The 24916-nt window shown below is 60.8% G+C and carries 22 protein-coding genes; 8 read left to right on the plus strand and 14 right to left on the minus strand.

Annotation, left to right across the window (positions count from 1 at the left end; translation table 11 throughout):
- Position 1: 1 nt before the first annotated feature.
- The 5 genes from proB to HMPREF2975_RS03710 form a co-directional block, all read right to left on the minus strand.
- Positions 2-1129, minus strand: a complete 1128-nt coding sequence (gene proB / locus HMPREF2975_RS03690; RefSeq protein ID WP_058236505.1) for a glutamate 5-kinase — start codon at positions 1127-1129, stop codon at positions 2-4.
- Positions 1126-2664, minus strand: coding sequence for a GTPase ObgE (gene obgE, locus HMPREF2975_RS03695; protein WP_058236504.1), 1539 nt, complete (start codon positions 2662-2664; stop codon positions 1126-1128). Before obgE ends, proB begins: the two co-directional genes overlap by 4 nt.
- Positions 2665-2760: 96 nt before the next feature.
- Positions 2761-3021: a 50S ribosomal protein L27 gene (gene rpmA / locus HMPREF2975_RS03700; protein ID WP_058236503.1), complete on the minus strand. Its 261-nt coding sequence runs from the start codon at positions 3019-3021 to the stop codon at positions 2761-2763.
- A gap of 57 nt (positions 3022-3078) precedes the next feature.
- Positions 3079-3399, minus strand: coding sequence for a 50S ribosomal protein L21 (rplU, locus tag HMPREF2975_RS03705; RefSeq protein WP_058236873.1), 321 nt, complete (start codon positions 3397-3399; stop codon positions 3079-3081).
- 170 nt (positions 3400-3569) lie between these two features.
- Entirely contained in the window at positions 3570-6083 is a 2514-nt protein-coding gene (locus HMPREF2975_RS03710; protein WP_083314381.1) for an Rne/Rng family ribonuclease, read from the minus strand.
- A gap of 486 nt (positions 6084-6569) precedes the next feature.
- Here HMPREF2975_RS03710 and HMPREF2975_RS03715 point away from each other — a divergent pair, with 486 nt between their 5' ends.
- The 5 genes from HMPREF2975_RS03715 to HMPREF2975_RS03735 all read left to right on the plus strand — a co-directional run bounded on the left by HMPREF2975_RS03715 (position 6570) and on the right by HMPREF2975_RS03735 (position 14612).
- Positions 6570-8129: a cytochrome ubiquinol oxidase subunit I gene (locus tag HMPREF2975_RS03715; protein ID WP_058236872.1), complete on the plus strand. Its 1560-nt coding sequence runs from the start codon at positions 6570-6572 to the stop codon at positions 8127-8129.
- Between the two features lie 11 nt (positions 8130-8140).
- Positions 8141-9271 (plus strand): cytochrome d ubiquinol oxidase subunit II, encoded by a 1131-nt coding sequence (gene cydB, locus HMPREF2975_RS03720; RefSeq protein WP_058236501.1) that lies wholly within the window; start codon positions 8141-8143, stop codon positions 9269-9271.
- Between the two features lie 114 nt (positions 9272-9385).
- A complete protein-coding gene (gene cydD, locus HMPREF2975_RS03725; RefSeq protein ID WP_070725857.1) occupies positions 9386-11146 on the plus strand; it encodes a thiol reductant ABC exporter subunit CydD in 1761 nt (586 codons plus the stop codon).
- The gene (gene cydC, locus HMPREF2975_RS03730) at positions 11143-12903 is read left to right on the plus strand and encodes a thiol reductant ABC exporter subunit CydC (RefSeq protein ID WP_058236499.1); all 1761 of its coding nucleotides are present in this window, start codon (positions 11143-11145) and stop codon (positions 12901-12903) included. Before cydD ends, cydC begins: the two co-directional genes overlap by 4 nt.
- Positions 12900-14612: a sensor histidine kinase gene (locus HMPREF2975_RS03735; protein WP_058236498.1), complete on the plus strand. Its 1713-nt coding sequence runs from the start codon at positions 12900-12902 to the stop codon at positions 14610-14612. The genes cydC and HMPREF2975_RS03735 overlap by 4 nt, the downstream gene beginning before the upstream one ends.
- 1 nt (position 14613) lies before the next feature.
- Here the strand turns inward: HMPREF2975_RS03735 and HMPREF2975_RS03740 are convergent, their stop codons facing one another.
- From HMPREF2975_RS03740 to rsmD, 6 genes are all read right to left on the minus strand, one after another.
- Entirely contained in the window at positions 14614-15228 is a 615-nt protein-coding gene (locus HMPREF2975_RS03740; RefSeq protein WP_058236871.1) for a response regulator, read from the minus strand.
- Positions 15229-15301: 73 nt separating this feature from the next.
- A complete protein-coding gene (gene rnc, locus HMPREF2975_RS03745; protein ID WP_058236497.1) occupies positions 15302-16042 on the minus strand; it encodes a ribonuclease III in 741 nt (246 codons plus the stop codon).
- A complete protein-coding gene (locus tag HMPREF2975_RS03750; protein ID WP_058236496.1) occupies positions 16035-16601 on the minus strand; it encodes a YceD family protein in 567 nt (188 codons plus the stop codon). Before HMPREF2975_RS03750 ends, rnc begins: the two co-directional genes overlap by 8 nt.
- Complete coding sequence (locus HMPREF2975_RS03755; RefSeq protein WP_058236495.1) at positions 16594-17304, minus strand: hypothetical protein; 711 nt, start codon at positions 17302-17304, stop codon at positions 16594-16596. The genes HMPREF2975_RS03750 and HMPREF2975_RS03755 overlap by 8 nt, the downstream gene beginning before the upstream one ends.
- 20 nt (positions 17305-17324) lie before the next feature.
- Positions 17325-17840, minus strand: coding sequence for a pantetheine-phosphate adenylyltransferase (gene coaD / locus HMPREF2975_RS03760; protein WP_058236494.1), 516 nt, complete (start codon positions 17838-17840; stop codon positions 17325-17327).
- The gene (rsmD, locus tag HMPREF2975_RS03765; RefSeq protein WP_058236493.1) at positions 17837-18406 is read right to left on the minus strand and encodes a 16S rRNA (guanine(966)-N(2))-methyltransferase RsmD; all 570 of its coding nucleotides are present in this window, start codon (positions 18404-18406) and stop codon (positions 17837-17839) included. Before rsmD ends, coaD begins: the two co-directional genes overlap by 4 nt.
- Here rsmD and HMPREF2975_RS12755 point away from each other — a divergent pair.
- Both HMPREF2975_RS12755 and HMPREF2975_RS03775 read left to right on the plus strand, forming a co-directional pair.
- Entirely contained in the window at positions 18400-18621 is a 222-nt protein-coding gene (locus HMPREF2975_RS12755) for a hypothetical protein (RefSeq protein ID WP_058236492.1), read from the plus strand. The two genes, rsmD and HMPREF2975_RS12755, sit on opposite strands and share 7 nt — an antisense overlap.
- Positions 18618-18941 carry a branched-chain amino acid transporter permease gene (locus HMPREF2975_RS03775; protein ID WP_058236491.1) on the plus strand — a complete coding sequence of 108 codons (324 nt, stop codon included), beginning with the start codon at positions 18618-18620 and terminating at the stop codon, positions 18939-18941. The genes HMPREF2975_RS12755 and HMPREF2975_RS03775 overlap by 4 nt, the downstream gene beginning before the upstream one ends.
- Here the strand turns inward: HMPREF2975_RS03775 and HMPREF2975_RS03780 are convergent.
- Both HMPREF2975_RS03780 and HMPREF2975_RS03785 read right to left on the minus strand, forming a co-directional pair.
- Complete coding sequence (locus tag HMPREF2975_RS03780) at positions 18938-21109, minus strand: ATP-dependent DNA helicase RecG (protein WP_058236490.1); 2172 nt, start codon at positions 21107-21109, stop codon at positions 18938-18940. The genes HMPREF2975_RS03775 and HMPREF2975_RS03780 overlap by 4 nt on opposite strands.
- Positions 21106-22683, minus strand: coding sequence for a hypothetical protein (locus HMPREF2975_RS03785; protein ID WP_058236489.1), 1578 nt, complete (start codon positions 22681-22683; stop codon positions 21106-21108). Before HMPREF2975_RS03785 ends, HMPREF2975_RS03780 begins: the two co-directional genes overlap by 4 nt.
- A 216-nt stretch (positions 22684-22899) precedes the next feature.
- Here HMPREF2975_RS03785 and rpmB point away from each other — a divergent pair, with 216 nt between their 5' ends.
- Positions 22900-23094 carry a 50S ribosomal protein L28 gene (gene rpmB, locus HMPREF2975_RS11935; RefSeq protein ID WP_058236488.1) on the plus strand — a complete coding sequence of 65 codons (195 nt, stop codon included), beginning with the start codon at positions 22900-22902 and terminating at the stop codon, positions 23092-23094.
- Positions 23095-23252: 158 nt separating this feature from the next.
- On the opposite strand, the gene HMPREF2975_RS03790 is transcribed toward rpmB, so the two are convergent.
- Positions 23253-24916: hypothetical protein (locus HMPREF2975_RS03790; RefSeq protein ID WP_227469194.1), on the minus strand; the 1664-nt coding region annotated here is incomplete at its 5' end.

Consider the following 24916-nt stretch of genomic DNA (forward strand, 5'->3'; position numbering starts at 1 on the left):
CTTATCGTGACATACTTGCCGCTGATGCAAGCGACAGGATCGCCAAATCGTCGCGGTGAATCACTGGGCGAGGGTTATCCCACCCCTGACGACGCAGGTCATCCGCATTCTCGCCACTCATCTGCGCAATTGTGTCAGCATCGTAGGCTGCGATGCCGCGCGCAATCAGCCCGGTCGGTCCCGCCACATCGACAACGTCGCCGCTGCGGAAATTGCCCATCACCGCTGTGATACCTGCAGCCAGCAGCGACTTCTTGCGGTCAGTCAGTGCGCGGACGGCACCCTCGTCAATGACGAGTTCTCCACACGAGGGGGCGGCGTGCGCAATCCACAGGCGCCTCGAGGCGGGGCGTGACGTCGTCGGCTCGAACCATGTGCCGACCTTACGCCCGGCGAACACCTGATCGAGCTTATCCGCGTTTGTCAGCAACACACCGATACCGGATGCAGCAGCCATCGTTGCGGCCTGCACTTTGGTGACCATGCCGCCCGTGCCCACCGACGATCCCGAACCGCCCACCAGCACCGCCCGCAAATCATCCGTGCGCGTCACGGTCTCTACCAGTTCGGCAGCAGGGTCCGAGGGCGGCGCTGTGTACAGGCCATCCACATCCGTCAGGAGGACCAGCGCATCAGCGGCCACGATCTGGGCCACGTAGGAGGCCAGCCGGTCATTGTCACCGAAACGCACCTCGCGTGTGGCGACGGTGTCATTCTCGTTGATGATCGGGACAACTCCCAGGGACAGGAGGCGCTCCATCGCATCGCGCGCATTCGTGTAGTGCTCACGGTGCATGACATCGTCGGTCGTGAGCAGGATCTGTGCGACGTGACGATGGTGGGACTGAAAAGCGGCCGACCACTGTGCAACCAGGAGACCCTGCCCCATTGCCGCGCACGCCTGGACAGTGGCTAAGTCATGGAGACGCCCGGTAATCCCCAGCGGCGTGCGCCCTGCGGCCACGGCACCGGAGGAAACGATGAGGATTTCATGGTTGTCCCGGCACCACTGCGCGGCCATACCCGCAACCTGGTCAATCCGGTTCAGGTCAAGCCCCCCATCGGGGCGCGTCAACGATGAGGAACCGATCTTCACGACGATGCGTCGCGCACGCGTAACTCCGTTCACGCCCGATCGTCCTCGGTGCTCGGATCCGTCCACACACCCGATTCGCGTTCGGTCCACAGCTCGTCACGGGCCGCAGCTTTCGCGTCCATCGCGGCGCGATACTCCTCACGGCGTTCCCGGTTCGTGCGCCGCTTCAACGCATCGACACGGTTGTCCGTGCCGCGCGATCCAAGCAGTTCTGGCCCAGTCGTCAAGGAGGGCTCCCAGTCGAAGATCACACCACCTTCGAGCGGGCCGATCACAACCGTGTCACCGGCGTTGGCACCGGCCTGTGCGAGCTGATCTTCCACACCGATGGTGGCAAGGCGGTCGGCCAGGTAGCCGATCGCTTCATCGTTGGTGAAGTCGGTTTGCTTGACCCAGCGTTCTGGCTTGTCGCCGCGCACCTGGTAAACGGTGCGTCCTTCAAACTGACACGGCTCAACACTCACCTGGTTTACCTCACCCACAGGGCGTGGACGAATGACCGGTCGGGGTGCCTCGTCGGCTGCGTCCCGAGCTGCCCGGCGCTGTTCTTCAACCAGGGGTGCCAGTGCGAAAGCAAGTTCGCGCAGACCGCGGTGGGTCACGGCAGACACTTCCAGCACCGGCCAGCCAAACTCATCAAGGTCAGGGCGGGCAAATTCGGCCAGGTCCTGCCCATCGGGAATGTCAACCTTGTTGAGCACGATGACGCGCGGGCGTTCCATCAGCGGCACGTACCCGTGAGGCGTCCCCAGGTCGCTCTGGTATTGCGCCAGTTCATTTTCGATCGTCTTGAGGTCGCTGACAGGGTCGCGGTCGTATTCGACTGCGGCTGTGTCGAGGACGTGGACAATCACTGCACAGCGCTCAATGTGGCGCAAGAACTCCAGGCCCAGGCCCTTGCCCTGCGAAGCGCCGGGGATCAGGCCTGGAACGTCCGCCATTGTGAAACGCATACCGCCGGCTTCGACCACTCCCAGATTCGGGATCAGCGTGGTGAACGGGTAGTCAGCGATCTTCGGACGTGCCGCCGACATGGCGGCAATGATCGAGGATTTACCGGCCGACGGGTAGCCCACCAGGGCGACATCGGCAACGGATTTGAGTTCAAGGATGATGTCGCGCGTCTCGCCGGGCTCCCCCAGTAAGGCGAATCCGGGCGCTTTACGGGCTTTCGATGCCAGTGCGGCATTGCCCAGGCCGCCGCGGCCTCCCTCGGCAGCGATGAACTGAGAGCCTTCGCCTGTCAGGTCAGCCAGCAGTTCGCCGTCCGCGCTCTTAACGGTCGTGCCGTCTGGGACAGGCAGGATGATGTCGGCTCCGTTTTTCCCCTGCCGGAAGTCTCCCATGCCGGGTGTGCCGTTTTCGGCGCACTGGTGTGGGCTGCGGTGGTAGGCCAGCAGCGTGGTGGTTTGCGGGTCGACCTGCAGAATCACCGAGCCGCCGTTGCCTCCGTCTCCCCCGTCGGGACCTCCCAGCGGCTTGAATTTTTCGCGTTTGACTGACGCGACGCCGTTGCCTCCGTTGCCTCCGGCACAATGAATCAGAACGTGGTCAACAAAATCCGCCATGGTGGTCCTTTAGGTGTAACTGACTGACACAAACAATGATACGCAACAGGAAAAGGGCGTCCGGCTCACGGCCGAACGCCCTTGACGCTGAATGAATCAGGCAGACACGGACTCCACGACGTCGACGACGCGGCGGTCGCGACGCTTTCCGAAGGAAACCGAACCGGGCTTGAGGGCGAAGATGGTGTCATCTTTGCCAATGCCGGTGTTACGTCCGGGATGGAAGTGTGTGCCGCGCTGACGGACAATGATCTCGCCAGCATTGACGAATTCGCCACCGAAACGCTTCACGCCCAGGCGCTGAGCGTTCGAATCGCGACCGTTGCGGGAAGAACCGAGGCCCTTTTTATGTGCCATGTTAGTGGTGCTTTCTCTCTTCGAACGACTAGAAACTCAATCGATCAGTGGGATCGTTCAGGCGATCTCGGTGATCTTGATGACCGACTGCTTCTGCCGGTGACCTTGACGCTTACGGTAGCCAGTCTTGTTCTTGAATTTGACGATGGAGATCTTCGGACCTTTGGTCGCGTCGATGACCTCAGCCTTAACGGAGACCTTTGATAGTCCATCTTTATCAGTGGTGACGGCGTCGCCGTCGACCAGCATCAGTGGCTGGAGTTCAATGCTGGATCCGATTTCATCGGCCAGCTTATCGACGACTACGACGTCTCCGACGGACACCTTTTCTTGTCGGCCGCCGGCCTTGACGATCGCGTAGACCACGTTGGAGCTCATCTCTTTACTCGTACGGAACGAATCAATTGCCTGTGATACTGAGGCGTATCGTCTGGCAATCACTCGCTGGCGCCTTGGTGCGCCGAGGATCAAATTTACCCGAAAACAGGACCCGTGGGCAAGCCGTCAGAGCCGAAATCCAGCTCTCACGGCTGTGCAATTCCACACGGTTAGGACGCTGAAGGCTCAATGACGCCACGCGATGCCACCCGGCGGCGACGTCGTGTAGGTGTGGAGCGTTTCGCGGCATCTGGCAACTGAATATCATCCAGCGAAGTCACCGCGTGATGACGTTCGGGCTGCTCATCGGCCGGTTCGGGCTCCAAAATAGGCTCCGGTGTCGGCTCCGGGGTGGGAGTCACCGGTTCCGGCTCGACCGTCTTTCCGGTCGACACACGCCGACGTCTCCTCGGCTGAGCGGGCTTGTCCTGTTCACTGGCAGCCTTGGTCTGTTCGGTTTCGGCGGACGCCGCAGGCTGATCGTTTGGACCGCCCTGACCATCCTGACCGCCCTGACCGCCCTGACTGCCCTGGCTGTCCTGGCTGTCCTGGCTATCTTCCTGATCTTTTTCGTGTGCGTGGCTCGCTGCCGCCGCGATGGCATTCAGCGCTTCACGCGCACGCTTGGAGCCGGGGCCATCCTCGTTATTCTTCGTCTCTCGCCTGGAGCGGCCCTTCTGCTTGTTGTTGCTGTGCGAGGCAGGATCCGCGCCAGGCGTTTCCACGGGGTGAGTGTGCACGATGAAGCCCTTGCCTTCGCAGGCCTCACACGGTGTGGAGAATGCTTCAACAAGGCCCTCCCCCACGCGCTTTCGCGTCATCTGCACCAGACCCAGCGAGGTGATCTCAGTGACCTGGTGGCGAGTGCGGTCACGTCCCAGGCACTCAACTAGGCGGCGCAGGACGAGGTCACGGTTGGATTCAAGCACCATATCGACAAAGTCGATGATGATGATGCCGCCGATGTCACGCAGACGCAGCTGACGCACGATCTCTTCAGCGGCCTCCAGGTTGTTGCGCGTGACGGTTTCTTCCAGCGTGCCGCCGGCACCAATGTACTTGCCGGTGTTGACGTCGATCACCGTCATCGCTTCGGTGCGGTCAATAATCAGCGTGCCGCCGCTGGGCAGCCACACCTTGCGGTCCATGCCCTTGGCCAGCTGTTCATCGACGCGGAACTCAGCGAAGACGTCATTCGTGCCGACCCACTGTTCGACGCGGTCAGACAGTTCAGGCGACAGCTCTTCGACGTATGTGCTGACTGTGTGATACGTGTCCTTGCCCTGAATAATCAGCTGAGCGAAATCTTCGTTGAAGATGTCACGCACGACGCGGACAGCCAGTTCGGGCTCGCCGCGCACCAGCGTCGGGGCCGACTTCGTGTTCTTCTCACGCTTGGTGATGTCGTCCCACTGCTTCGACAGGCGCTCAACATCGGCAACGAGCTGTTCTTCGGACGCACCTTCGGCCGCGGTGCGAACAATAACACCGGCTCCGGCCGGCATGACCTTCTTGAGGACTCTCTTCAGGCGTCCTCGTTCAGATTCTGGCAGCTTGCGGGAAATACCCATCATGGAGCCGTGCGGAATGAAGACGAGGTAGCGTCCGGCCAGCGTGATCTGGCTGGTCAGGCGGGCACCCTTGTGGCCGATCGGGTCTTTGGTGACCTGCACCAGCACCGCGTCACCGGACTTGAGTGCCGATTCAATTCGACGAGGGCGACCTTCCAGGCCCACGGCATCCCAGTTGACCTCACCGGCATACAGTACGGCATTTCGGCCTCGGCCAATATCAATGAACGCAGCTTCCATCGACGGCAAGACGTTCTGGACGCGACCCAGGTAGATGTTGCCGACCATTGTCTGGTGGGTGCGTCGAGCCACGTAATGCTCGACCAGCAGGTCATCTTCGATCACTGCGATCTGATCAAGGCCGTTATGCTGGCGAATGATCATCTTGCGGGTGACTGACTCGCGCCGCGCCAGGAACTCCGATTCGGTGATCGTGTGACGTCGGCGGCCATCGCGGCGACCCTCACGGCGACGCTGTTTCTTCGCCTCCAGGCGAGTTGATCCCTTCAGCGCGGTGACCTGATCGTTGCTGTCAGAGGAATCACCGGACTGCGAGCGTGAACGCCGGCGGCGACGACGGCGTGAAGATCCCTCGGACGATTCTGACTCGGAGGGAGCAGAATCACCGTCCTGCGCGGACGAATCCTGAGAATCTGCGGAATCTGACGTCAAATCTGGCTCTGCCGACTTGCGGGAAGACTTCCTTGAGCGCTGTGATTTCCCGGAGTCCTGCTTGCGGTCCTTCTTACCGGAGTTGCTCTCACCCGAATTGTCGGCATTGTCGTCGGAGCTGCCCTGCGTGCCAGACTTTCCAGACGATGACTTGGAAGAGGAGGACTTGCCTTTTCTGTTCTTACCTTTGCCGTCGTCCTGGGACTGCGAGGAGTCCTTGTCCTTGCCCTTATTCTTTTGACGCGAGCGTGAGCGTCGGGGTGATTCCTCGGACGAGTCCTGCGATGATGTCGAATCGTCCGAGCGGGATGGTGCGGGAGCCGGCTCGGTAAAAGTCGGCGCTTGAAATAGCAGGGAGGCGGCAGGCACGTGTGCTGCCGATCCCTCGTGTTCGGTCGTTGTCACTTTTCTCCAATTTTGGAGGGGATCCACACGCACCATGGATCCACCCGTCGTCGCCCACGTGGGCGGAAGCGTTCAGGCTCGCGCAAAGCACGATAGCGTACACAGCGGAGCAACCGACTTAAGCAGTCGCGGTCGACGCAGTACGCCCGTTACGAGGGTGCTCTCGCAACGGCCTTGGTTACCCCTATTGTGACACAGGCGAAGTGCCAACGGAATAAGAAGCGCTGAGGCGGGTGGCACATCTACCGGTTCAATGCCTGAGCGACGCGGCACATGTGAGTGCCGACTCCACGTCACACGAAATAGGCAACACTCTTGTTTCCTATTCCGTTGCCACCTGGAAGTTTCACCACACCTTGAAAGTGAAGATGAAACAGCGAATCAGCGCAATTTCGGCGATTCTGCCATTAACCACCTGGTCAATGAGTTATCTTCTTGACATGGCGTCATGTCAATCGCGTGGCGCCGTATATCCGTATTTCTATCGACAACAACGATTCCGTCACCGGAAAGGCGAGCATCATGACCCTGCTTCCGGCAGCGTTTGACACGCTGACGCTGGGACGATGGCAGTTCGGTATCACCACGGTGTACCACTTCCTTCAGGTCCCTCTCACAATCGGGCTGTCGCTCCTCGTCGCAATCATGCAGACGAAGTGGCACAGGTCCGGAAACGAAACATGGCTCAAAGCCACACGTTTCTTTGGCAAACTCTTCCTAATCAACTTCGCGCTCGGTGTCGCGACAGGTATCGTCCAGGAATTCCAATTCGGAATGAACTGGTCAGAATATTCCCGCTACGTGGGCGACATCTTCGGTGCACCTCTGGCAGTTGAAGCACTTCTCGCATTCTTCATGGAGTCCACCTTCCTGGGCCTATGGATCTTCGGTTGGGGTCGACTGTCCAAGGGCATGCACCTGGCCAGCATCTGGCTCGTCGCAGCAGGCACCACGATTTCAGCACTGTGGATTCTGGGTGCGAACTCGTGGATGCAGCACCCCACCGGCGCAGTGTTCAACCCTGAAGTGGGCCGCGCTGAACTCGATGGTGCAGGCGGCTTCCTCAAGGTTGTGACCAACCCGGTCCTCCTGTGGGAATTCACCCACGTCCTCACCTCCTCCTGGCTGATTGCCGGCACCCTCGTTGCAGGACTTGGCCTATGGTGGATGACACGCGCAGCCCGCGAAGGCGGTGCTGAAGGCGAAAAGCAGGCTCGCGATATCTGGCGTCCGATTGCACGCTTTGGTCTGGTCGTCGTCATCGTCGGCGGTCTGGGCACCGTCGTGACCGGTCACTTCCAGGGCCAGGAAATGGTCAAGCTGCAGCCCATGAAGATGGCAGTTGCCGAAGGCGTCTGTGTTGACACAGAATCTGCCGCTTTCACCGTGGCGCAGTTCGGTTCCTGCCCTCTCAACGGCGAATCACAGCCCACCAAATTTATCCAGGTCCCCGGTGTCACATCCTTCATGTCGCACAACTCCTTCAGCGCTGAGGTTGAAGGTGTGGCCGACATCCAGGCTCGCCTGGTGGAAACCCTCAATGCCAACGAGCACTTCGTTGCACAGTACGGTGACGCCTCACAGTACGATTTCCGTCCGCCTCAGATGGTGACCTTCTGGACCTTCAGGCTGATGATTGGCTTCGGTATCTTCGCCGCAATCATGGCCGTATGGGGCCTGTGGGCAACGCGCAAGGATCAAATCTCCACCAGCGCCGCGCTGGGCAAGTTCGCCTTGTGGACCATCCCGACGCCGTTCATTGCGGCGTCCCTGGGCTGGATCTTCACTGAAATGGGCCGCCAACCGTGGATCGTGCATCCGAACCTACCAGGCCTGGCCAACGCCGATCCGGTCGGCAACGTCATGCAAATGACATCAGTTGCCGTTTCCACAACGATCCCCCCGATCCAGGTGTTCCTCACCATGGTGATCTTCACGCTGCTGTACGGGGTTCTCGGCGTGGTGTGGTTCCTTCTGCTCAAGCGCTACGCACTTGAAGGCATCTCATCGGCTTCTGAAAAGACAGCTCACGATGACGATGCTGACAACGAAGCAGTCGGCGCACTGTCGTTCGGATACTGAGGAGGTAGACACTGATGCTAAGTATTCTCTGGTTCATCCTCATCGCCGTTCTATGGATCGGCTACTTGGTTCTCGAGGGATTCGACCTCGGTGTTGCAATGCTCCTTCCGTTCGTCTCCAAGAACGACAAGGAACGCACCACAGCACTGAAGACCATCGGACCCCACTGGGATGGCAACGAAGTGTGGCTGCTCACCGCTGGTGGCGCCATGTTCGCCGCATTCCCCGAGTGGTACGCCACAATGTTCTCCGGCATGTACCTCGCACTGTTCGTTGTGCTCGTCCTGCTGATCCTGCGTATCGCCGCTCTTGAGTGGCGCTCGAAGATCGCAACCGAAAAGTGGCGTGCAATGTGGGATCGCTTCCACGTTGTCGCCGGCTACGGTGTTCCGATCCTCATGGGCTGCGCATTCGCCAACCTGGTGCACGGCATGAAGATCGAGGTCGTCACCCGCGCCGGCGAAGTTGTGCCCCCCGAGCAGGTCACGCCTGAAGTTCTGGCGAACGCATCGCACCAGCTGACCGGCGGCTTCTTCTCACTGCTCATGCCGTTCAACCTACTGGGCGGCATCGCAGTGGCAGCAATCTGCTTCTCGCACGCAGCACAGTTCCTGTCCCTCAAGACAGACGGCATCCTGCGTGAGCGTGCCAACGCAATCTCAGGACCCGCCTCCATTGCCGCGACGGCTCTGGCAGCTGTGTGGGTCCTGTGGGGTCAGTTCGCCTACGCAACATCGGCAACATCCGTGTTCGCGTGGATTCCGCTGGTCATCGCCGCCCTGGCGTTGATAGCGGCCGCAGCCTTCTCACAAAAGCAACTGCGTCGCGAAGGCTGGGCATTCATTTGCTCCACCGTCGCCATTGCCGCCGCTGTGGCGTGGATCTTCACGATCATGGCTCCGAACGTCATGAAGTCCTCGATTGCACCGGAATACTCCCTGACAATCGAGCAGGCATCATCGACGACCGGCACACTGACGGTGATGACAATCGTCGCGGTTTGCCTGGTTCCCGTTGTCCTGGCCTACACGGCATGGAGCTACTACACGTTCCGTCGTCGTATCTCGACAAAGGACGTTCACGAAAATGCGGGACTGCTGCCTCAGAAGATTCGCCTGGGCGAAAACTTCCTGGCTGGATAGTTTCGCGCTCGAACGCTGACAAGGGTCACGGTCCCCGGCTCCAACGGAGCCGGGGACCTTCCCTATTGCGCGCCCTTTTGGGACTTCGTACCCACAACTGGCACAATAGAACGTGTGAAACCTCTTGATCCGCGACTACTGAAATACGCACGTTCAGCACGGGTCCACATCGTCTTCACCGCATTTCTGGGTCTGCTCACAGCAGCTCTCGTCATCGTGCAGGCCCTCCTGATCTCCCGGACCGCCTCCCCCGTCATCGAGGGAACAGCGGATTTGCGTGACGTCATGCCGACGATTGGCCTGTTGATCGGTGTGCTGGCTGTGCGGGCGGCGACGATCGGCCTGCGTGAAACGCTGAGTCAGCGCGCCGCAGAAAAAGCAGTGCGAGAGATGCGCGGCGCAGTCCTCGACCATGTTGAAAAACTTGGACCACGTTGGCGTGCTCGTCACGGAGCGGACGTAGCCACCCTGGCCACACGCGGTCTGGCGGATCTGGAGCCCTACTTCATCAAATACCTCCCTCAGCTCATCCTCGCAATGACGGTCACCCCCCTCGCGCTGCTGACGATGCTCCTGCTTGATTTCTGGTCAGCCCTGATCGCAGCGATCGTCATCCCGCTGATTCCGGTTTTCATGATCCTCATCGGTCGATTCACGCAGGAATCATCACGGCGCAAACTTGCCTCCATGGAACGGCTCGGCTCACAATTGCTTGACCTGATGGCGGGCCTGCCCACGCTCCGAGGCCTGGGGCGCGAAAAAGGCCCGATGGCGCATATGAAGCGCCTGGGGGCAGAAAATACGCGCACCACGATGGCGACGCTGTCGGTCGCCTTCCTGTCTGGAGGCGTCCTCGAATTTCTCACTACTCTGTCCGTGGCGCTGGTTGCGGTTGAGGTAGGCATGCGACTGGTGGGCGGAACCGTATCACTCACCGTCGGCCTGACCGTCATCATGCTGGCCCCTGAAGTATTCGAACCGCTGCGCCAAGTCGGCGCACAGTTCCACGCATCAGCAAACGGAATTGCCGCCGCGGAAGCCGCCTTCGACATTCTGGAAACGCCCGTAACCGAACAAGGCGCGCACCAGTCACCCGACATGAGTTCGCGCGACATCATCATCGAGGACCTGTCTGTTGCCGCCCGGCAAGTGTGGGCACCTCATAGTCTGAACGCCACGATCCAATCGGGCACGATCAACACCCTCGTCGGCCCATCCGGAGTCGGAAAAACAACGACGGTTATGGCTCTTCTGGCACTGGAACCACCTACCCGAGGGCGGATCCTCATCGCACAGCCGGATACCGGCACAGATGAACCTGTAGACCTGGCCGACATCGATCCACACTCATGGTGGACCCAGGTCACGTGGGTTCCACAATCCCCCACGTTCGTTCCCGGCACCATCCGAGACGTCATAACGCACGATGTCACTGATCAGCAGCGTGATGCCGCCAGCAAGGCAACCGGGTTCGACGCGGTGCTCGACAAACTACCCGACGGATGGGACACGCAGATCGGATACCGCGGTGTCGGCCTGTCAGTGGGTCAGCGTCAACGCCTTGCCCTCACGAATGCGCTGCTCGATCCGGCCCCTATCGTCATCCTTGATGAGCCGACGGCGCACCTGGATGCAGTCAGTGAACACGTCGTGGTACGCACCCTAGAGCAGATGAAAGCGCAGGGGCGAACAGTCATCGTCATTGCGCACCGCCAGGCCGTCGTTGCGGCAGCAGACCACGTCATCACCGTCTCGGCGCAGGCAGCAACTGCTCAGGATGCCGAGGAGTACCCCATCCTCACGCAGATTGAGCAACTGGAAGACCTGAGCGTGACGCTGCCCGGATTCCTCGACGAATCGGAGGCGGTGAAATGATCCTGTTTCTGACGCAAAAAGAACGGCGCGCTGTGCGCCGCGTCATCGACCTTCTGGATGTCGATAAGAAGAACTTTATCCTGTCGGTCCTGTTAGGCGTACTCGGCTTAGGCGCTGCAATCGCCCTGTCCGCCACCTCTGCCTGGCTGATCGCGCGCGCCTCCCAACACCCGCCGGTCCTGTACTTGACGGTCGCGGCCGTCGCGGTGCGCCTGTTCGGCATTTCTCGCGCGCTGATGCGGTATCTGCAGCGCCTGGCCAGCCATCAAGTCGCCTTAACGGGAATGGACGCGCTACGGCAGAACGTCTACCGCATCCTGTCCACTACCCGCGTCGACACCGTTGCCAAGCTTCAGCGCGGCGACCTGCTGGCACGCACCGGTTCGGACGTAGATGAAGTAGGCAACCTGGTCGTCAAGTCACTGCTCCCCTCCATTGTCACCACCATCGTGGGAGTCGGGACCGTCATTGGAATCAGCCTGCTGAGCCCTGCCGCCGGGCTGATCCTGCTCCTGTGCCTGCTGGTCTCCGGCGTTATCGCGCCCGCATTGAACATGTATGCAGCCAGAGAAGCCGAGATGTCGTCGCGTCACGCGCGCACGCAGCTGTCTGAATCTGTTGTCACCGTCATGGATGGTGCCAGTGAACTGCAGATCCAGGGCCGCCTGGCTCATGTGCGCGAACGGATCGAACGCATTGAGGATTCCCTCGTCGCATCCACACGACAGGCAGCGTGGCCGGCCGGTTGGGCTGCTGCGCTGGATCGACTGGCCATGGGTGCTGCCGTCGTGGGAGCACTGCTGGTCGGCATCCCGCAGACACGCTCGGGCGCGCTTGCCGCGGTGGCACTGGCGGTGATCGTACTTACACCACTGGCCGCATTTGAAGGCACCGCGGAACTTCCAAGCGCAGCCGTTCAACTTCTGCGTTCTGCCGACGCTGCAACGCGCATTGTGGATCTGCTGGGCGAGGGGGACGCGCCTCAAACTCATCCCATTGCGCACACCGGCGCCACTCCTCGAGTGGTTGCGGAAAACCTTGCGATTGGGTGGCCTGACGGACCGACCATTGCGCGTGGAATCTCGCTGGACATCACCGTGGGGTCCCATATCGCCATTGTGGGACCGTCCGGCATCGGCAAGTCGACGCTCCTGTTTACGCTCGCCGGTATGCTTCCGCCCAAGGAAGGGCGTGTCACGATTGACGGCGTGGACGCGTGGCAGGCTGATCGCGACGACGTGACCCGCCGCATCACGATGACCGCCGAAGATGCACACATTTTTGCCACGACCGTCTATGAGAACATCCGTGTTGCCAGGTCGGACGTGACCCGTGAAGAAGCCCGGCAGCTGCTGGATACGGCTGGATTGGGACAGTGGTGTGATGCCTTGCCGGCAGGGTTGGACACGCTGATCGGCTCTGGAGGCACCACAGTTTCCGGTGGTGAGCGCCGCCGACTTCTGCTGGCCCGCGCGCTGGCTGCTCCTGCCCCGCTTGTTCTGCTGGACGAGCCTGCCGAGCATCTGGACGCGACAACCGCTGACGCCTTGATGGATACACTGCTCAGCCCGACTGACCAGGGACGCGGCATCGTGGTCGTCACGCACCGCCTGTCGGGCCTTGCCAAGGCTGACCAGGTGATCGTTCTGGAACAGGATGAGGACGGCATCGCGCATGTCGTGGAATCGGGCACTCACGACCAGCTCATCGCTCACGCTGGAAACTATCGGTGGGCACTGCAGCAGGAGGAACAGTGACACCACCAACGCACACGAATGACACCTATGCGGACCCGTCGATCCTGCAGGCTGTACTGGACCTGACGGCTTCACTGGAACTGGATCCGATTCTGACAACTTTCGTCGATCAGTCGTGCCTGCTCACTGGCGCCAGGTGGGGCGGCGTGGCCGTGCTGGACACGTGGGGACGCACCGCGCGGCTGGTCGGTCACGGAGCCAGAGCCCAGGAACTTCACACGCAGCCCCTGATCGAAACGCTCACGGCGCATATCCCGCCCCATGAGCCGTTGGTCATACCTGACCTGCTCAACCCGAACGTCGATTTCGAACTTCCCGCCCAACCAGCCGACGCTGGGTCCTCCTCACCGATTGACAACTTCCTGGGAATCTCCCTCAACGTGCACGAACAGGTGTTCGGGCGCCTGTTCCTGACAGGGCGCGTCGGCGGTTTTACCGACGAGGACGTCGCAACGGTGAGCGCGCTGGCACGCGCAGCCGGACTGGCAATCGAAAACGCTGAACGATTCGAACACTCACGTAACCGCGAACGCTGGATCTCAGCCTCACAACGCCTGACAACAGCAATGCTGGAAGGAACCGACGAGGAAGAAGCCCTCGAACTCATTGCGCACACCGTGCGCGACGTGTCCCACGCGGATACCGCGATCATTGTGCTGCCCTCCGTGGGCGACACGTATGCGGCGGAGATCACCGACGGCTACGACGCGGATCGATTGCTGGGACTGACCTTCCCGAAAGAAGGCCGCACCATGTCCGTGCTGAGGGAAGGCACCGGCATGATGGTTGATTCAATGGAGCACGCACAGATCATGCGCGTCCCGGAATTCACGAAATTCGGCCCCGCGCTGTACGCGCCCCTGAAGGCTCGTGGCGAAACGTCTGGTGTCTTGATCCTGCTGCGCAAACCCGGACGCCAGGAATTCGCCCAGTCAGACCTGCCACTGGCTGAATCTCTCGCATCCCAGGCCACCCTGGCATTGGAGCTGGCATCGGCGCGCCACATTCAAGACGTGGAAACCCTGCTCGATGAACGCTCACGTATCAGCCGGGACCTGCACGATTTCGCGATCCAGCAGCTGTTCGCGGCGGGGATGAGCCTGGACGCGGCCCGCTCAAAAGTCAGGGAAGAAGAGGCATCGACCGACGAGGTGTCGTCGATTCTGGATCAAGCACTGGCCTCGGTGGATGACGCCGTACGCCAGATCCGTGCCATCGTCCACGGCCTGCGCGAGCCCGACCAGAATGTCGGTCTGGTCGAGCGCGTCCGTCAGGAATCTTCCCTGTCACGCTCGTTCCTCGGATTCGCGCCCTCCCTCGTCATTTCACTGGACGGCACGGCGATTAACGAGGACGAAGAAGCAGAAGACGCGATGGTGAGCGCCATCGAAAACATGCTGTCCGATGATGTGGGTGATGATGTGGTGGCTGTCGTGCGTGAAGGACTGTCCAATATTGCGCGGCATGCGCACGCAACGGCGGGGCGCGTCATTTTGGAAGTGACGTCCCCATCCGATGACACTGCTGGAGAAGTGTGCGTGCGTGTGGCTGACGACGGACGCGGAATCGACCCGCACCGCACACGCAATTCCGGCCTGTCCAATATGCGTGAGCGCGCCCGACGTCACGCCGGCAGTTTCGTGTTCGGCGCAGGTATCGACGGCGCAGGTGCAGAAATTATCTGGCGCGCGGAAATCGACCCGGAATAGGTCAGTTACGCCAGGCCGCCGCTCGCTGGCCCGCCACCCAGGCTGCCACCTGCGTGCGACGCTGCAGACCCATCTTCGACAGCAACGACGTAATGTGGTTCTTCACCGTCTTTTCAGCCACACCGAGCTTCTCCCCGATCTCACGGTTCGACAGGCCATCGCCGATCAGCTCGAGCACATTGCGCTCAGAAGGTGTCAGGTCAGCTGTAGGGTCATCGTGATCAGCGCGGCGACGCGTCACAGTGCGCTCATCGAGCAGGACACGCCCTTCTGAAACGGCGCGGATCACGTCAGTGATTTCAGCTCCACGCACTGTCTTCAACACGTAGGCGCGAGCCCCTTTTTCAAGGGACTCAGCCAGTGCCTCGTCATCATCGAACGAGGTCAGCACGATCGGGCGGATTTCAGGATGGTCAGTGCCCAGACGGTCCATAATGTCGATGCCGGTGCCATCCGGCAGCTGCAAGTCCACCAGGATAACATCCGGGCGAACCAGATCGGCGCGGCGCAACGCGTCGGCCACGGTGCCCGCTTCTGCAACCACTTCCAGGCCATCGGCCCGGTCGACGATTTCAGCAATTCCTCGACGCACAATCTCATGATCATCGACGATCATGACGCGAACATCTGGACGTTCAGGATTTTCGTTACTCATCACATGTCCCATCATAGTGTGCCTGGCGGCGCGATCATTCCATGGGGTAATCCGGGTCAAGCCGCGCGATCGCAGCTCGAGCCGCCGCATTTTCAGCGTGCTTCTTCGACGTGCCTTCCGCTGTTGCCAGCGCCGATTTCTCATAGCCCACCTCACCGAAAGCAACGGTGGCGGTGAAGCTGCGCTCATGATCCGGGCCGGTGCTGGTGACCTGGTAGACGGGCAGCTCGTGACCGTGGTCGCGCGCATATTCGCTCAGCGTTGTCTTCCAGTCCTGCATCTGTCCGCGCACAACAGCGCGATCCAGCAGGTCAGCAAGCTGATGGAGCACGATCTGACGAGTCTTCTCAAACCCGTGTGTCAGAAACGTTGCCCCGATCAGCGCTTCGAGCGCGTCGGAGAGGATAGAGTCCTTGTCACGTCCACCGTGAATATCTTCGCCCCTGCCCAGGTACAGGAAATCACCCAGGTGGATGCGCCGCGCGACGTATGCCAGAGGCTCCTGCGATACGGTGGCCGCACGCATGCGCGACAGGTCTGCTTCGCTGTGGTCAGGGTGATCCTCGAACAGGCGGGCTGCCACCACGATGGACAGGACAGAATCGCCCAGAAATTCCAGGCGTTCATTATGCGCAATCCCGCCGGCCTCATAGGCGAAAGATCGGTGAATCAGCGCGCGATGCAGCAGCGAGGGGTCAACCTCAATCCCCCAGTTGCGTTCCAGCTCAGCCGTATCCACATTGACAGGTTCAGGAAGTTTCGAATGCTTAGCCACGATCCTGCCCGTCCTGTACGTTCAGATCATCCAGCAGCTGCGCAAGGGAAGCCATCCGAGGGTCAATAACCTCATGGTGATGATCCTCAGGCAGATCATCCAGACGCTCACCGCAATGCGGGCACAGCCCCTGACAGTCCGGACCGCACAGTGGCTGCGGATCAATCAGCGGCACGATTGCGTCACGCAGCATCGGTTCCAGATCCAGCATGTCGTGCGCACTGATGACAAGGGCGTCCTCGTCACCTTCCGGCTGCTGATCGTAATAGACGACGCTTTCGTCCACGTCCGCTTCCTGCACAATGTCATCCAGGCAGCGCACGCATTGACCCTCCAGGTCGCACTGGCAGCGTGCGCGCACCAGGACTCCCTCGTCGATCGACGTGATGTCCACGGTGACGGGGACGAGCGCGCCTTCTCGAATCGCCATCATCGGGGTGCCGATGCCTGCGGGCACGTGCCACTGCAGCTCATAACTGCGAGTCGTTCCAACGCGGCGCGGCACGTCGCGCAGTGACACGGTCAGTGAGGATGCCGCTACCGGTTCGCGTTTACTCATCGTCAAGGGAGATATCCGTCTTTTCCTGGCTGGCGCGCTCCAGAATGGTGCGCTGACCGGCCTGCGCACGTCGATGCAGATCCGACAGCACGTCGGACAGCTCGCCCAGGGACTTCACAACGTAGCGGTCGGCACCTTCGCGCAGTTTGCGCGCATCGTTCTTCGCTTCACCGACCAGTTGGCGTGCACGATCTTCCGCCATCTGGGAGATTCGGTCACTCGCGATGAGGCGTTCAGCCTGAGCGTTCGCATCACTGAGCGTGTTTTCAGCGTCGGAGCGGGCCTGATTGGCAACATGTTCAGCCTGTTCCTGCGCGTGGGCCACGGTGCGTTGTGCCTTGTCCTGCGCCTCAGCGATCATGTGCTCGGCCTGCTCACGCGCCTCGTCAGTGAGGGTTCGTGCCTGAGTGCGGGCCTCCGTCAGCGTCATTTCAGCGGCCGAGTCAGCCCGGCCCAGCACGGCGTCGGCGTCAGCGACGAGGGCGTCTGCTGCAACCAGGTCTTCAGGCAGCGCGGCTCGGGCCTGTTCAATCAGATCAAGGATCTCAGCGCGATTGACCATCACGGATGCTGAAAGTGGAACCGAACGAGCCTCTTCAACCAGTGCTTCGATCTGTTCGAGCGCCGCGATCACCGTCGATGGGCCATACACTTCCGAGCTGTCACTCGGCTCGTCAGAAGGGACGTTCTCGTCGTAAGCCATTGTGTCCTCCGCCTGTTGCCTCATGAGTGTCTATGAGTCTTATTGTCCGTCAACATCGGCACAATTGCCGGTGGAACATACCGAGAAGCGTCCATTTGCCACGCCAACAGTTCGCGTACGATGCTGGATGAAACGAGTGCCAGCTCCGGCGCGGTGGGGAGGAACAATGTTTCCACCTCACCGTGAGTGCGATTCACCCACGCCTGGACCTCTTCCCACTGCATGTCGGCAGCGTTTCGGATTCCCTTGACGATCACGCGTGCCTGGTGGGAGCGGCAAAAATCAATCGCCGTGCCGTCCATTTTCTCCACACTGATGCGGCCGGCGATGGCGGGGTCCAGATCGGCACACGCTGCCTGCGCCATGCGGATACGCGCCGCAGAATCGAACATCGTGGTTTTCGCTAAGTTGATCCCCACCGCTACGATGATGCGGTCCGCGAAACGTGCAGCGCGTTCGATGATGTCGACATGGCCGCAGGTGATGGGGTCGAAGGATCCCGGGATCACTGCGATGAGTGGCTGGCGTTGCGTCATGACTCCACCCTATCGGCACGGCCAATGAACCACGCGGCAGTCTCACCCCAGTGACGGTGATCTTCGCACACCAGGCCATCCGGCAGGTCTGGCGCCTGTGAGCGGGTTGATCGCTCCACAATGACGAGGGCGTCTGGCGACAGGTGCGCCGCGAGTCCGGCCAGCACGGCCGCGAGCGCATTTTGTGCCAAATCATAGGGAGGGTCCACGAACACCAGGTCAACCGGGCTGCTCACGCGGCCTGACTGCACAAACGCCAGCGCGTCGAGGGTGTGGATGCGCGTGCGATCTTCGTAGCCCATCATCGCTGCGTTCGTACTCATGGCGCGGGCAGCCTGACGTGAACTGTCCACCATGTCAGCCCGGGCTGCTCCGCGTGAGAGGGCCTCGAAGGCCAGCGCTCCCGACCCTGCGTACAGGTCCAGTACCGCTACCCCATCGCACATATTCATGGCATCCAGGCGTGAGAACAGTGCTTCGCGCACGCGTTCCGATGTGGGCCGCGTTCCGCGTGCAGGCACCTTCAGTACGCGCCCTTTTGCCTCTCCGGCCACAATCCGTGTCATGGGACCTACTCTACTGGTTCGCAGCGTGGACATACATCGCGGCCACTGGCCCTCGTGCCACCATAATTTCGGTGAGCATCGGACACGACGTGGCATATGCGGGGCGCCTGTGCGTGGCGGCCGCGATTGTTGTGCCCGGATCAATGCTGGTCATCGCCATGTCGGCCTATGTGCTGGTTCTGGTTGTCATGTTCGCCGCGAAGGAGAGGCGATGAATACGATGTATCTGATTGCGATCCTTGCGGTAGCCGGTATTGTCACCGTGTTGCTGCGCGCCGTGCCGTTCGCGTTGCTCGCCCCGATCCGCGAATCTCGCCTCATCAAATGGCTGGGCAGGCGCATGGCTGTGGGCATCATGGCCATCTTGAGCGTCTACACGATGATGGATGTTGCGTGGAGCGACCTGCAGGCAACAGTGCCGACACTGGTCGCCCTCGTCGTGACGGTCGGACTGCACCTGTGGAAACACAACCTCATGATTTCGATTCTCAGCGGAACAGTCGTGTGTATCGCACTGTCAGCAGTGGTCGGCTAGGAACGCTCCATCCACGCGACCTGTGAGGACAGTCGCGCTCTGATGACTCGTTCAAGTTCGCTGTGATCGGCCAGTGTGGGGTCTGCGCTGATGGTGCGTCGCGCAGCGTCACGCGCCTGCTCGATAATGTCGCCATCTCGTGAGACCGACAGGAAACGCAGTCCCGAGGTGCGCCCTGACTGTTGGGCGCCGACCACGTCGCCTTCTCGACGTAGCGTCAGATCCACGCGAGCCAGTTCGAATCCGTCTGTCGTGCGCGCGAAGGCCTCGAGCCGTTCGCGGGCTGGTGCCGACAGGTCGTGGCGGTGTACCGCCATGCACACGCTGTCTGAATCCGAGCGTCCGACGCGGCCGCGCAACTGGTGCAGCTGTGAGAGGCCAAATTGCTGGGCGTCAATGATGACCATCATGGTCGCTTCGGGCACATCCACTCCCACTTCGATCACTGTGGTGGACACGAGGACAGGGGCGCGACCCGCAATGAAGTCATCCATGATGCGGGTCTTGTCAGCACTGCCGATTCGTCCGTGCAGTTCCTCGATCCCGATACCCTGCAACGCTGTCTGGGTGCGCAGTGCGGCCGCCACCGCGTGGACGGATGCGAGCGGTGGACGGTGGTCAGCTGCATCGGTGTCTTCGACGTCGTCTCCCTCATCAATACGTGGACAGACGACGAAAATGCGGCCGCCCTGGTCGATCTCTTCGCGGGCGCGTTCCCATAGACGCTGCATCCACGCCGCGTTGGCCACATCGACTAAGAATGTGCTGACGGGGCGACGCCCCGGTGGAAGCTCATTGATGCACGTCTGGTCCAGGTCACCGAACACGGTCATCGCGACAGTTCGCGGAATGGGCGTGGCGGTCATGACCAGTTGGTGCGGGATCGTCAGCGTGGCAGCGGTGGCCGCGCCGCGCAGGTGGTCACGCTGGGCAACACCGAAACGATGCTGCTCGTCGATGACAACCAGGCCCAGGTGCGCGAATGTGACGCTATCTTGCAGCAAAGTGTGTGTACCGACCACGATCATGGGCTGGCCGTCAGCAAGGTCGCGTTCCAGAGTGCGGCGCTCGGCGCGCGGAGTGGAAGCTGTGAGCAGTTCGATGCGTGGCGCGTGGGTGGTCATCCGCGCGATCAGGGCATGCAGGGACTGGTAGTGCTGCTCAGCGAGGACCTCGGTGGGTACCAGCATCGCCGCCTGGAATCCTGAATCCATAACCTGGCACATGGCCAGTGCCGATACCACCGTCTTACCGGATCCCACGTCGCCTTGCAGGAGGCGCTGCATGGGGCGTTCGCGCATGAGGTCACGTGAAATGGCCTCCACCGCTGTTTCCTGGGAGCCCGTCAAGACGAAAGGCAGGGAGTCGCGTAAAGCCTGGACGGCACCGTCATCGCCTCGCGGACACACCGGCGCCTTTTCCATGTCACTACCGCGTCTGACGCAGGCCAGCCCAGCCTGCAGTGTGAATGCTTCACGCCACGCCATGTGCGCGCGGGCAGTTTTCCAGTCCTCGCGGCTGTCCGGCTCGTGCAGTGCGCGCAACGTGGTGACCAGATCAGGCAGACCAGCTTCACGGCGAATCGTTTCCGGGACGGGGTCAGCCAGGTCGCCCTCGTGCATGGACTGAAGCAGAAAAGACACAGCGCGCTCAATGGTCCACGAATTGAGCGAGGCAGTGGCCGGGTAAATGGGGATGAGTCGCTGACTGCGTTCAACGATCTCCGGAATCGTGGCATCCTGCGCGCCTTCAAACTGCGGATTTGTCAGCTGAACCTTCCCCTTGTAGGAACCGACCTTGCCGGCAAACAGCATGCGCGCACCAGGTTCGAGCAGTCGTTCGTGGGGCGCGAGGCGATAGCGCGTGGAAGCGAAGAACGTGGCGGTGATCGTCTCGGACCCATCGGTCAGTTCAACCACGAAGCGTACCCCTTTGCGCGTGCGGTTGGGCATCATCTGGGCACTGAGCACTTCAGCGAGGATCGTCACCGTGTCCCCTTCGCGCAGCGAACTGATCGGTGTAAGCGAGCCCCACTGGTCGAGCCTGCGTGGCCCGTACGTGAGCAGGTCAGCCACCGAGATCAGATCGTGTGCGGCAAGTTTTCGCGCCGTCGAGGCGGGCAGACGCAGCGCAAGGGGGACGTCGAGGGAGGTGGAAAACCCGTTCATACGGTCAGTCCCTGAATAATGCTGGGGCCTGCCTGTCCGCCGTCAATTACTTCGAGCTCATTGATGTCAGGTGCCAGCATCTGACGAACCGTTGCCGTCAGATTCGGACCGTCGGCAGCTCCGATCAGCAGACGCACGCGTCTGGGGGCGCGCGCCTTGACTTCCCGCACGGCAAGAGGAAGTTGCTCATCCGCATCATAGGTTATGGCCAGGGCGAAGCTGGCTGCAGCTGCGCGCGCTGCTGACTGAGTCAGCATGGTCTGCATGACAGGTGCGACGGTGGGTCCGCCTGGCTGTGGGACGAAGGCGCTGGCGCACGCTCGGGTGCATTCCAGCGCTGTCAGGTCGTCCTCGCACGGGGCGACAATGACTGTGTGGGGCGATACATCACGAATACGTTCGGCACGTGCGCGGCTGGCACTGTCGCAGGCGGCAATGAGCGACACTCCTGTTGACGAATGCGCGAGGGCGCAAGTGATGGCCTCAATGTCCTGGTCATTCGGGTCGAGCAGTGTCAGTGCTCCTGCCTGTGCGAGGTCTTCGACAAGGCCGGGTGCATGAGTCATCGCTATAACTGTGGCGCGTTCGATGCGCTGGTGGGTGCGGCGTTCGAGGAGCTGAGCGCCGCGATGCGTCACACCGTCACTGAGCGTGTCCACGCCGATGAGTTCGTCGGGTCGGCCGTCACGGACCATAAACCGGGTGACGGTACCGTGGGGTGGTCGAACTGCCAATGGCGCCGATGTGTCGATGCGGAAACGCCAGGTGCCATAGGCAAACAAATCGGTGGCTCCCACTGCCGCCCACCGAGCTTCCAGTGCATCAAGATAGTCGCCTGCATTCGTGGCATCGTCAGTACTGCCTGCCACAATCATGTCCACATTGAAGGCGTCGCGCGGGCGGGCAGCGGTCGAAACCAGGCGCGAATGTGAATGAGCCAGGTCGCTCATCATACGTGCCAGTGAGTCCAGGATGGCTGGATCGTCACGCATGGTGCAGTCCAGTGATGCGGCGATGACGATCAGGGCTGCTGCACCTGCGTCGATATAGTCATCAGTCGCGTTGATCAGCCCATACTGCAATTGGCTGGAATACAGGGAGACAAGGTCGCTCTGATCAGGAACCGTTGCTCCCAGAACCTCGAGTTCGCTGGTTGCCTCATCAAACATTGCAGCAAGGGCAGGTGCGACATTCACGTGGGCGTCGGGCGCATCCCAGGGGGCGGATGTGAGCATCCGTCGCACGATGATCGGATTGAGATCTGCGCCGGACTCTTGTCGCAGGGCGTGTGCCCAGGCACTCCATAGAGCGGTAATGAGCAATCCGACGTGTCCGTGCCCTGTGCGGATCCCCTCGCTGACCAACGTGTCGAGGTAATCAGCCAGAGGCATGTCCGGGTCAGTTGGGGCGAGGCGGCTCATGGATTCCACTGTCAGAAGCGCGTTGGTGCCCGTGTCGCAGTCGTGGGAGTTCCATCCATCGAGGTCATCCAGGAAGGGACGCAATTTGGCCAGCTCCGTGGCGGCTGTTGTCAGCGTGATTGCCAGCGTGTGTGCTGAGAGTTCACCGGTCACGGATAGGCCTTTCGCTATGAGTAGTCACGGGTGATCCTATCGTCTCACTTTTGGTCGCTCGCGCGCAGATGTGGTGGAACTGACACAGGCAATGTGGTTCAAAGAGTTGGAGAATAGGCCTGCCATCAGCTACCATTTTGTGGTTGCTCGTGGTGGATTCGCACCACATCGACTGTCTCATTTGGGACGATAACTGACTACTTAGAGGAGATCATCGTGGCTTCCGTATGCGACGTTTGCGGCAAGGGACCGGGCTTCGGTAAGAGTGTCTCGCACTCCCACAAGCGCACGAATCGCCGCTGGAACCCGAATATCCAGCGCGTTCGTACCTTGGTTGACGGCACACCCAAGCGACTGAATGTGTGCACGAAGTGCCTGAAGTCTGAACGGGTGGCGCGTCACACCCGCTGATACGCTGCTTTCTGATTCGCCGTCTACAGTGTAGGCGGCGAATTTTTTGCGCCTGCGGCAGGAACCGGGCGCATCTGAAAAGTGGAGATGGTCTCCGATCTGACCGAAGTCAGTTCGGAGACCATCTTCATTTCAGTGATCGATTCAGCGACTCACTTTCACTGTTGAGGTGAGGAGTCTTGCGGCGGATACGGCGGTTCTGCCTGGTTATCAGCTGATCCTGACGGGTCCTGAGCCGGAGGCTGGTACCCCTGATTCGGGTACTGCGAACCGAATTCCTGCTGGTAAGCTGCGGCTGCCCCTTGCGGGTACTGGTTGTACTGCGCCGAGTTTTGGGGGCCTTGAGGAGCGTTCATGCCCTGTTGAATCCCATTTCCGTACCCGTACTGCTGCTGAGGAGCAGCTTGAACCGGAGCTGGCTGCTGACGCCAGGCTTGCGCCGTCTTCTTTCCAGCGAGCAACGGCAGCAGTGGCGTGTCGACCAATGCTTCGGGAAGAATCTCGGCCAGCAGTGAGGCGAAGAAGAGTCCGAGGATGGCGACCGTGAACGGCGTCCACCATGACATGCCGAGAGAAGCACTCTCACCGAACATATGCATCGACACGTTGGAAAGCCACAGGCCAACAATGAGCCACGCCAGAAGACCGATGACTGGCATCTGCCAGATCCTGGCCCACTGAATCGAGCCGGTGCGCGTGCGTCGAGCCCCGATGTGGATCGCCATTGCGATGATGGCGACGATGGCGAGGATGAAACCGATGACGGCGGCGATGGGGTGGAAATTCCAGATCATGGCAGTGCCACTGCCACCGTAGGATCCACCCGAACCGAACATGTCCATCATTGAGCCACCCACCGAGAATCCACCGAAGAAGCACATGCCTGTAATCCAGATGATGATGTTGGCCAACAGCGGCAGAACCAGCGTGACGGACACGCCATCTGTCTTGGCAAAAAACACGATCCCAAGAATCAGAGCGAAGGGAGCGAAGATGGCGAAGAGCACCGCATGTGCCTGAACGAATTCGCGAGCACCAGTAAGCAGCTCCGCAACAAACTTGTTGTCTTTCCAGCTGGCAGGAAGAGATTTACGAGTAAAGAAAAGCGTGATCCCAACGAAGAACGTCACGTTCAGGAAGATGTGGAAGAAACCGGGTCCCATTGACAGGCTGCCGAGGTTGTCAAAGGACAGGTCACCGCCGTCGAGCGGTGCGACAAGCCGCAGCCTCCAAAAACCGAACAGGATCGAGGTAACGAGGCCAATAGCCAGAGCCTCCAGCACTGTGCGGACTAGGTGGGCAACCAGGTTGGTGTTATCGCGCTGGACTTTGAAGAATCGTTTGAGCACGACCCAGATCAGCGTGCAGATGACAGCCCAGGCGAGGATGAACAGCACTGAGAGTGTTCCTCCGGCTATTGTGAAGCCCATAGCCTGAGCACCTGCAAAGATGTAGCCTCCCAGCACAACACCGGCGAATACGAGGGGCGAGGGGCCCGACAGTATGGAGTCATCTGAGCCGGCCGCGCCGCCCATCGCCGATCCCAGAGGCATGAGGAACAGGCCAAAGATGAATGAGACGACGACGAGCACCCCCAGCACGGCGCCGAGGGCAGCGAGGCCGCGCCCATTGGCAAATCCGGCCTTGAGCTCGCCCATAAATGCTGGCGGGAGCACTGGTTTTGCTGGTTGCGCAGGCTGCTGCACGTAGGGCTGGCCCGGCTGCTGGTACTGCGGCTGTTGCATGGGCTGTGGAGCATAGGGCTGGCCCGGCTGCGCGTAAGGCTGTTGAGGAGCGGGCTGAGCATAAGGCTGCTGGTACT

This window comes from Actinomyces sp. HMSC065F12 (genome assembly GCF_001814535.1).
In the GTDB taxonomy this organism is placed as follows: domain Bacteria; phylum Actinomycetota; class Actinomycetes; order Actinomycetales; family Actinomycetaceae; genus Pauljensenia; species Pauljensenia radingae_A.

What these genes read in the sequence shown, in the direction of transcription:
- obgE (WP_058236504.1), bottom strand. Translation starts at nt 2,664, where the DNA reads ATGGCGGATTTTGTTGACCACGTTCTGATTCATTGTGCCGGAGGCAAC.
- rpmA (WP_058236503.1), bottom strand. Translation starts at nt 3,021, where the DNA reads ATGGCACATAAAAAGGGCCTCGGTTCTTCCCGCAACGGTCGCGATTCG.
- rplU (WP_058236873.1), bottom strand. Translation starts at nt 3,399, where the DNA reads ATGAGCTCCAACGTGGTCTACGCGATCGTCAAGGCCGGCGGCCGACAA.
- HMPREF2975_RS03710 (WP_083314381.1), bottom strand. Translation starts at nt 6,083, where the DNA reads ATGGTGCGTGTGGATCCCCTCCAAAATTGGAGAAAAGTGACAACGACC.
- HMPREF2975_RS03715 (WP_058236872.1), top strand. Translation starts at nt 6,570, where the DNA reads ATGACCCTGCTTCCGGCAGCGTTTGACACGCTGACGCTGGGACGATGG.
- cydC (WP_058236499.1), top strand. Translation starts at nt 11,143, where the DNA reads ATGATCCTGTTTCTGACGCAAAAAGAACGGCGCGCTGTGCGCCGCGTC.
- HMPREF2975_RS03740 (WP_058236871.1), bottom strand. Translation starts at nt 15,228, where the DNA reads ATGATCGTCGATGATCATGAGATTGTGCGTCGAGGAATTGCTGAAATC.
- HMPREF2975_RS03750 (WP_058236496.1), bottom strand. Translation starts at nt 16,601, where the DNA reads ATGAGTAAACGCGAACCGGTAGCGGCATCCTCACTGACCGTGTCACTG.
- HMPREF2975_RS03755 (WP_058236495.1), bottom strand. Translation starts at nt 17,304, where the DNA reads ATGGCTTACGACGAGAACGTCCCTTCTGACGAGCCGAGTGACAGCTCG.
- coaD (WP_058236494.1), bottom strand. Translation starts at nt 17,840, where the DNA reads ATGACGCAACGCCAGCCACTCATCGCAGTGATCCCGGGATCCTTCGAC.
- rsmD (WP_058236493.1), bottom strand. Translation starts at nt 18,406, where the DNA reads ATGACACGGATTGTGGCCGGAGAGGCAAAAGGGCGCGTACTGAAGGTG.
- HMPREF2975_RS03775 (WP_058236491.1), top strand. Translation starts at nt 18,618, where the DNA reads ATGAATACGATGTATCTGATTGCGATCCTTGCGGTAGCCGGTATTGTC.
- HMPREF2975_RS03780 (WP_058236490.1), bottom strand. Translation starts at nt 21,109, where the DNA reads ATGAACGGGTTTTCCACCTCCCTCGACGTCCCCCTTGCGCTGCGTCTG.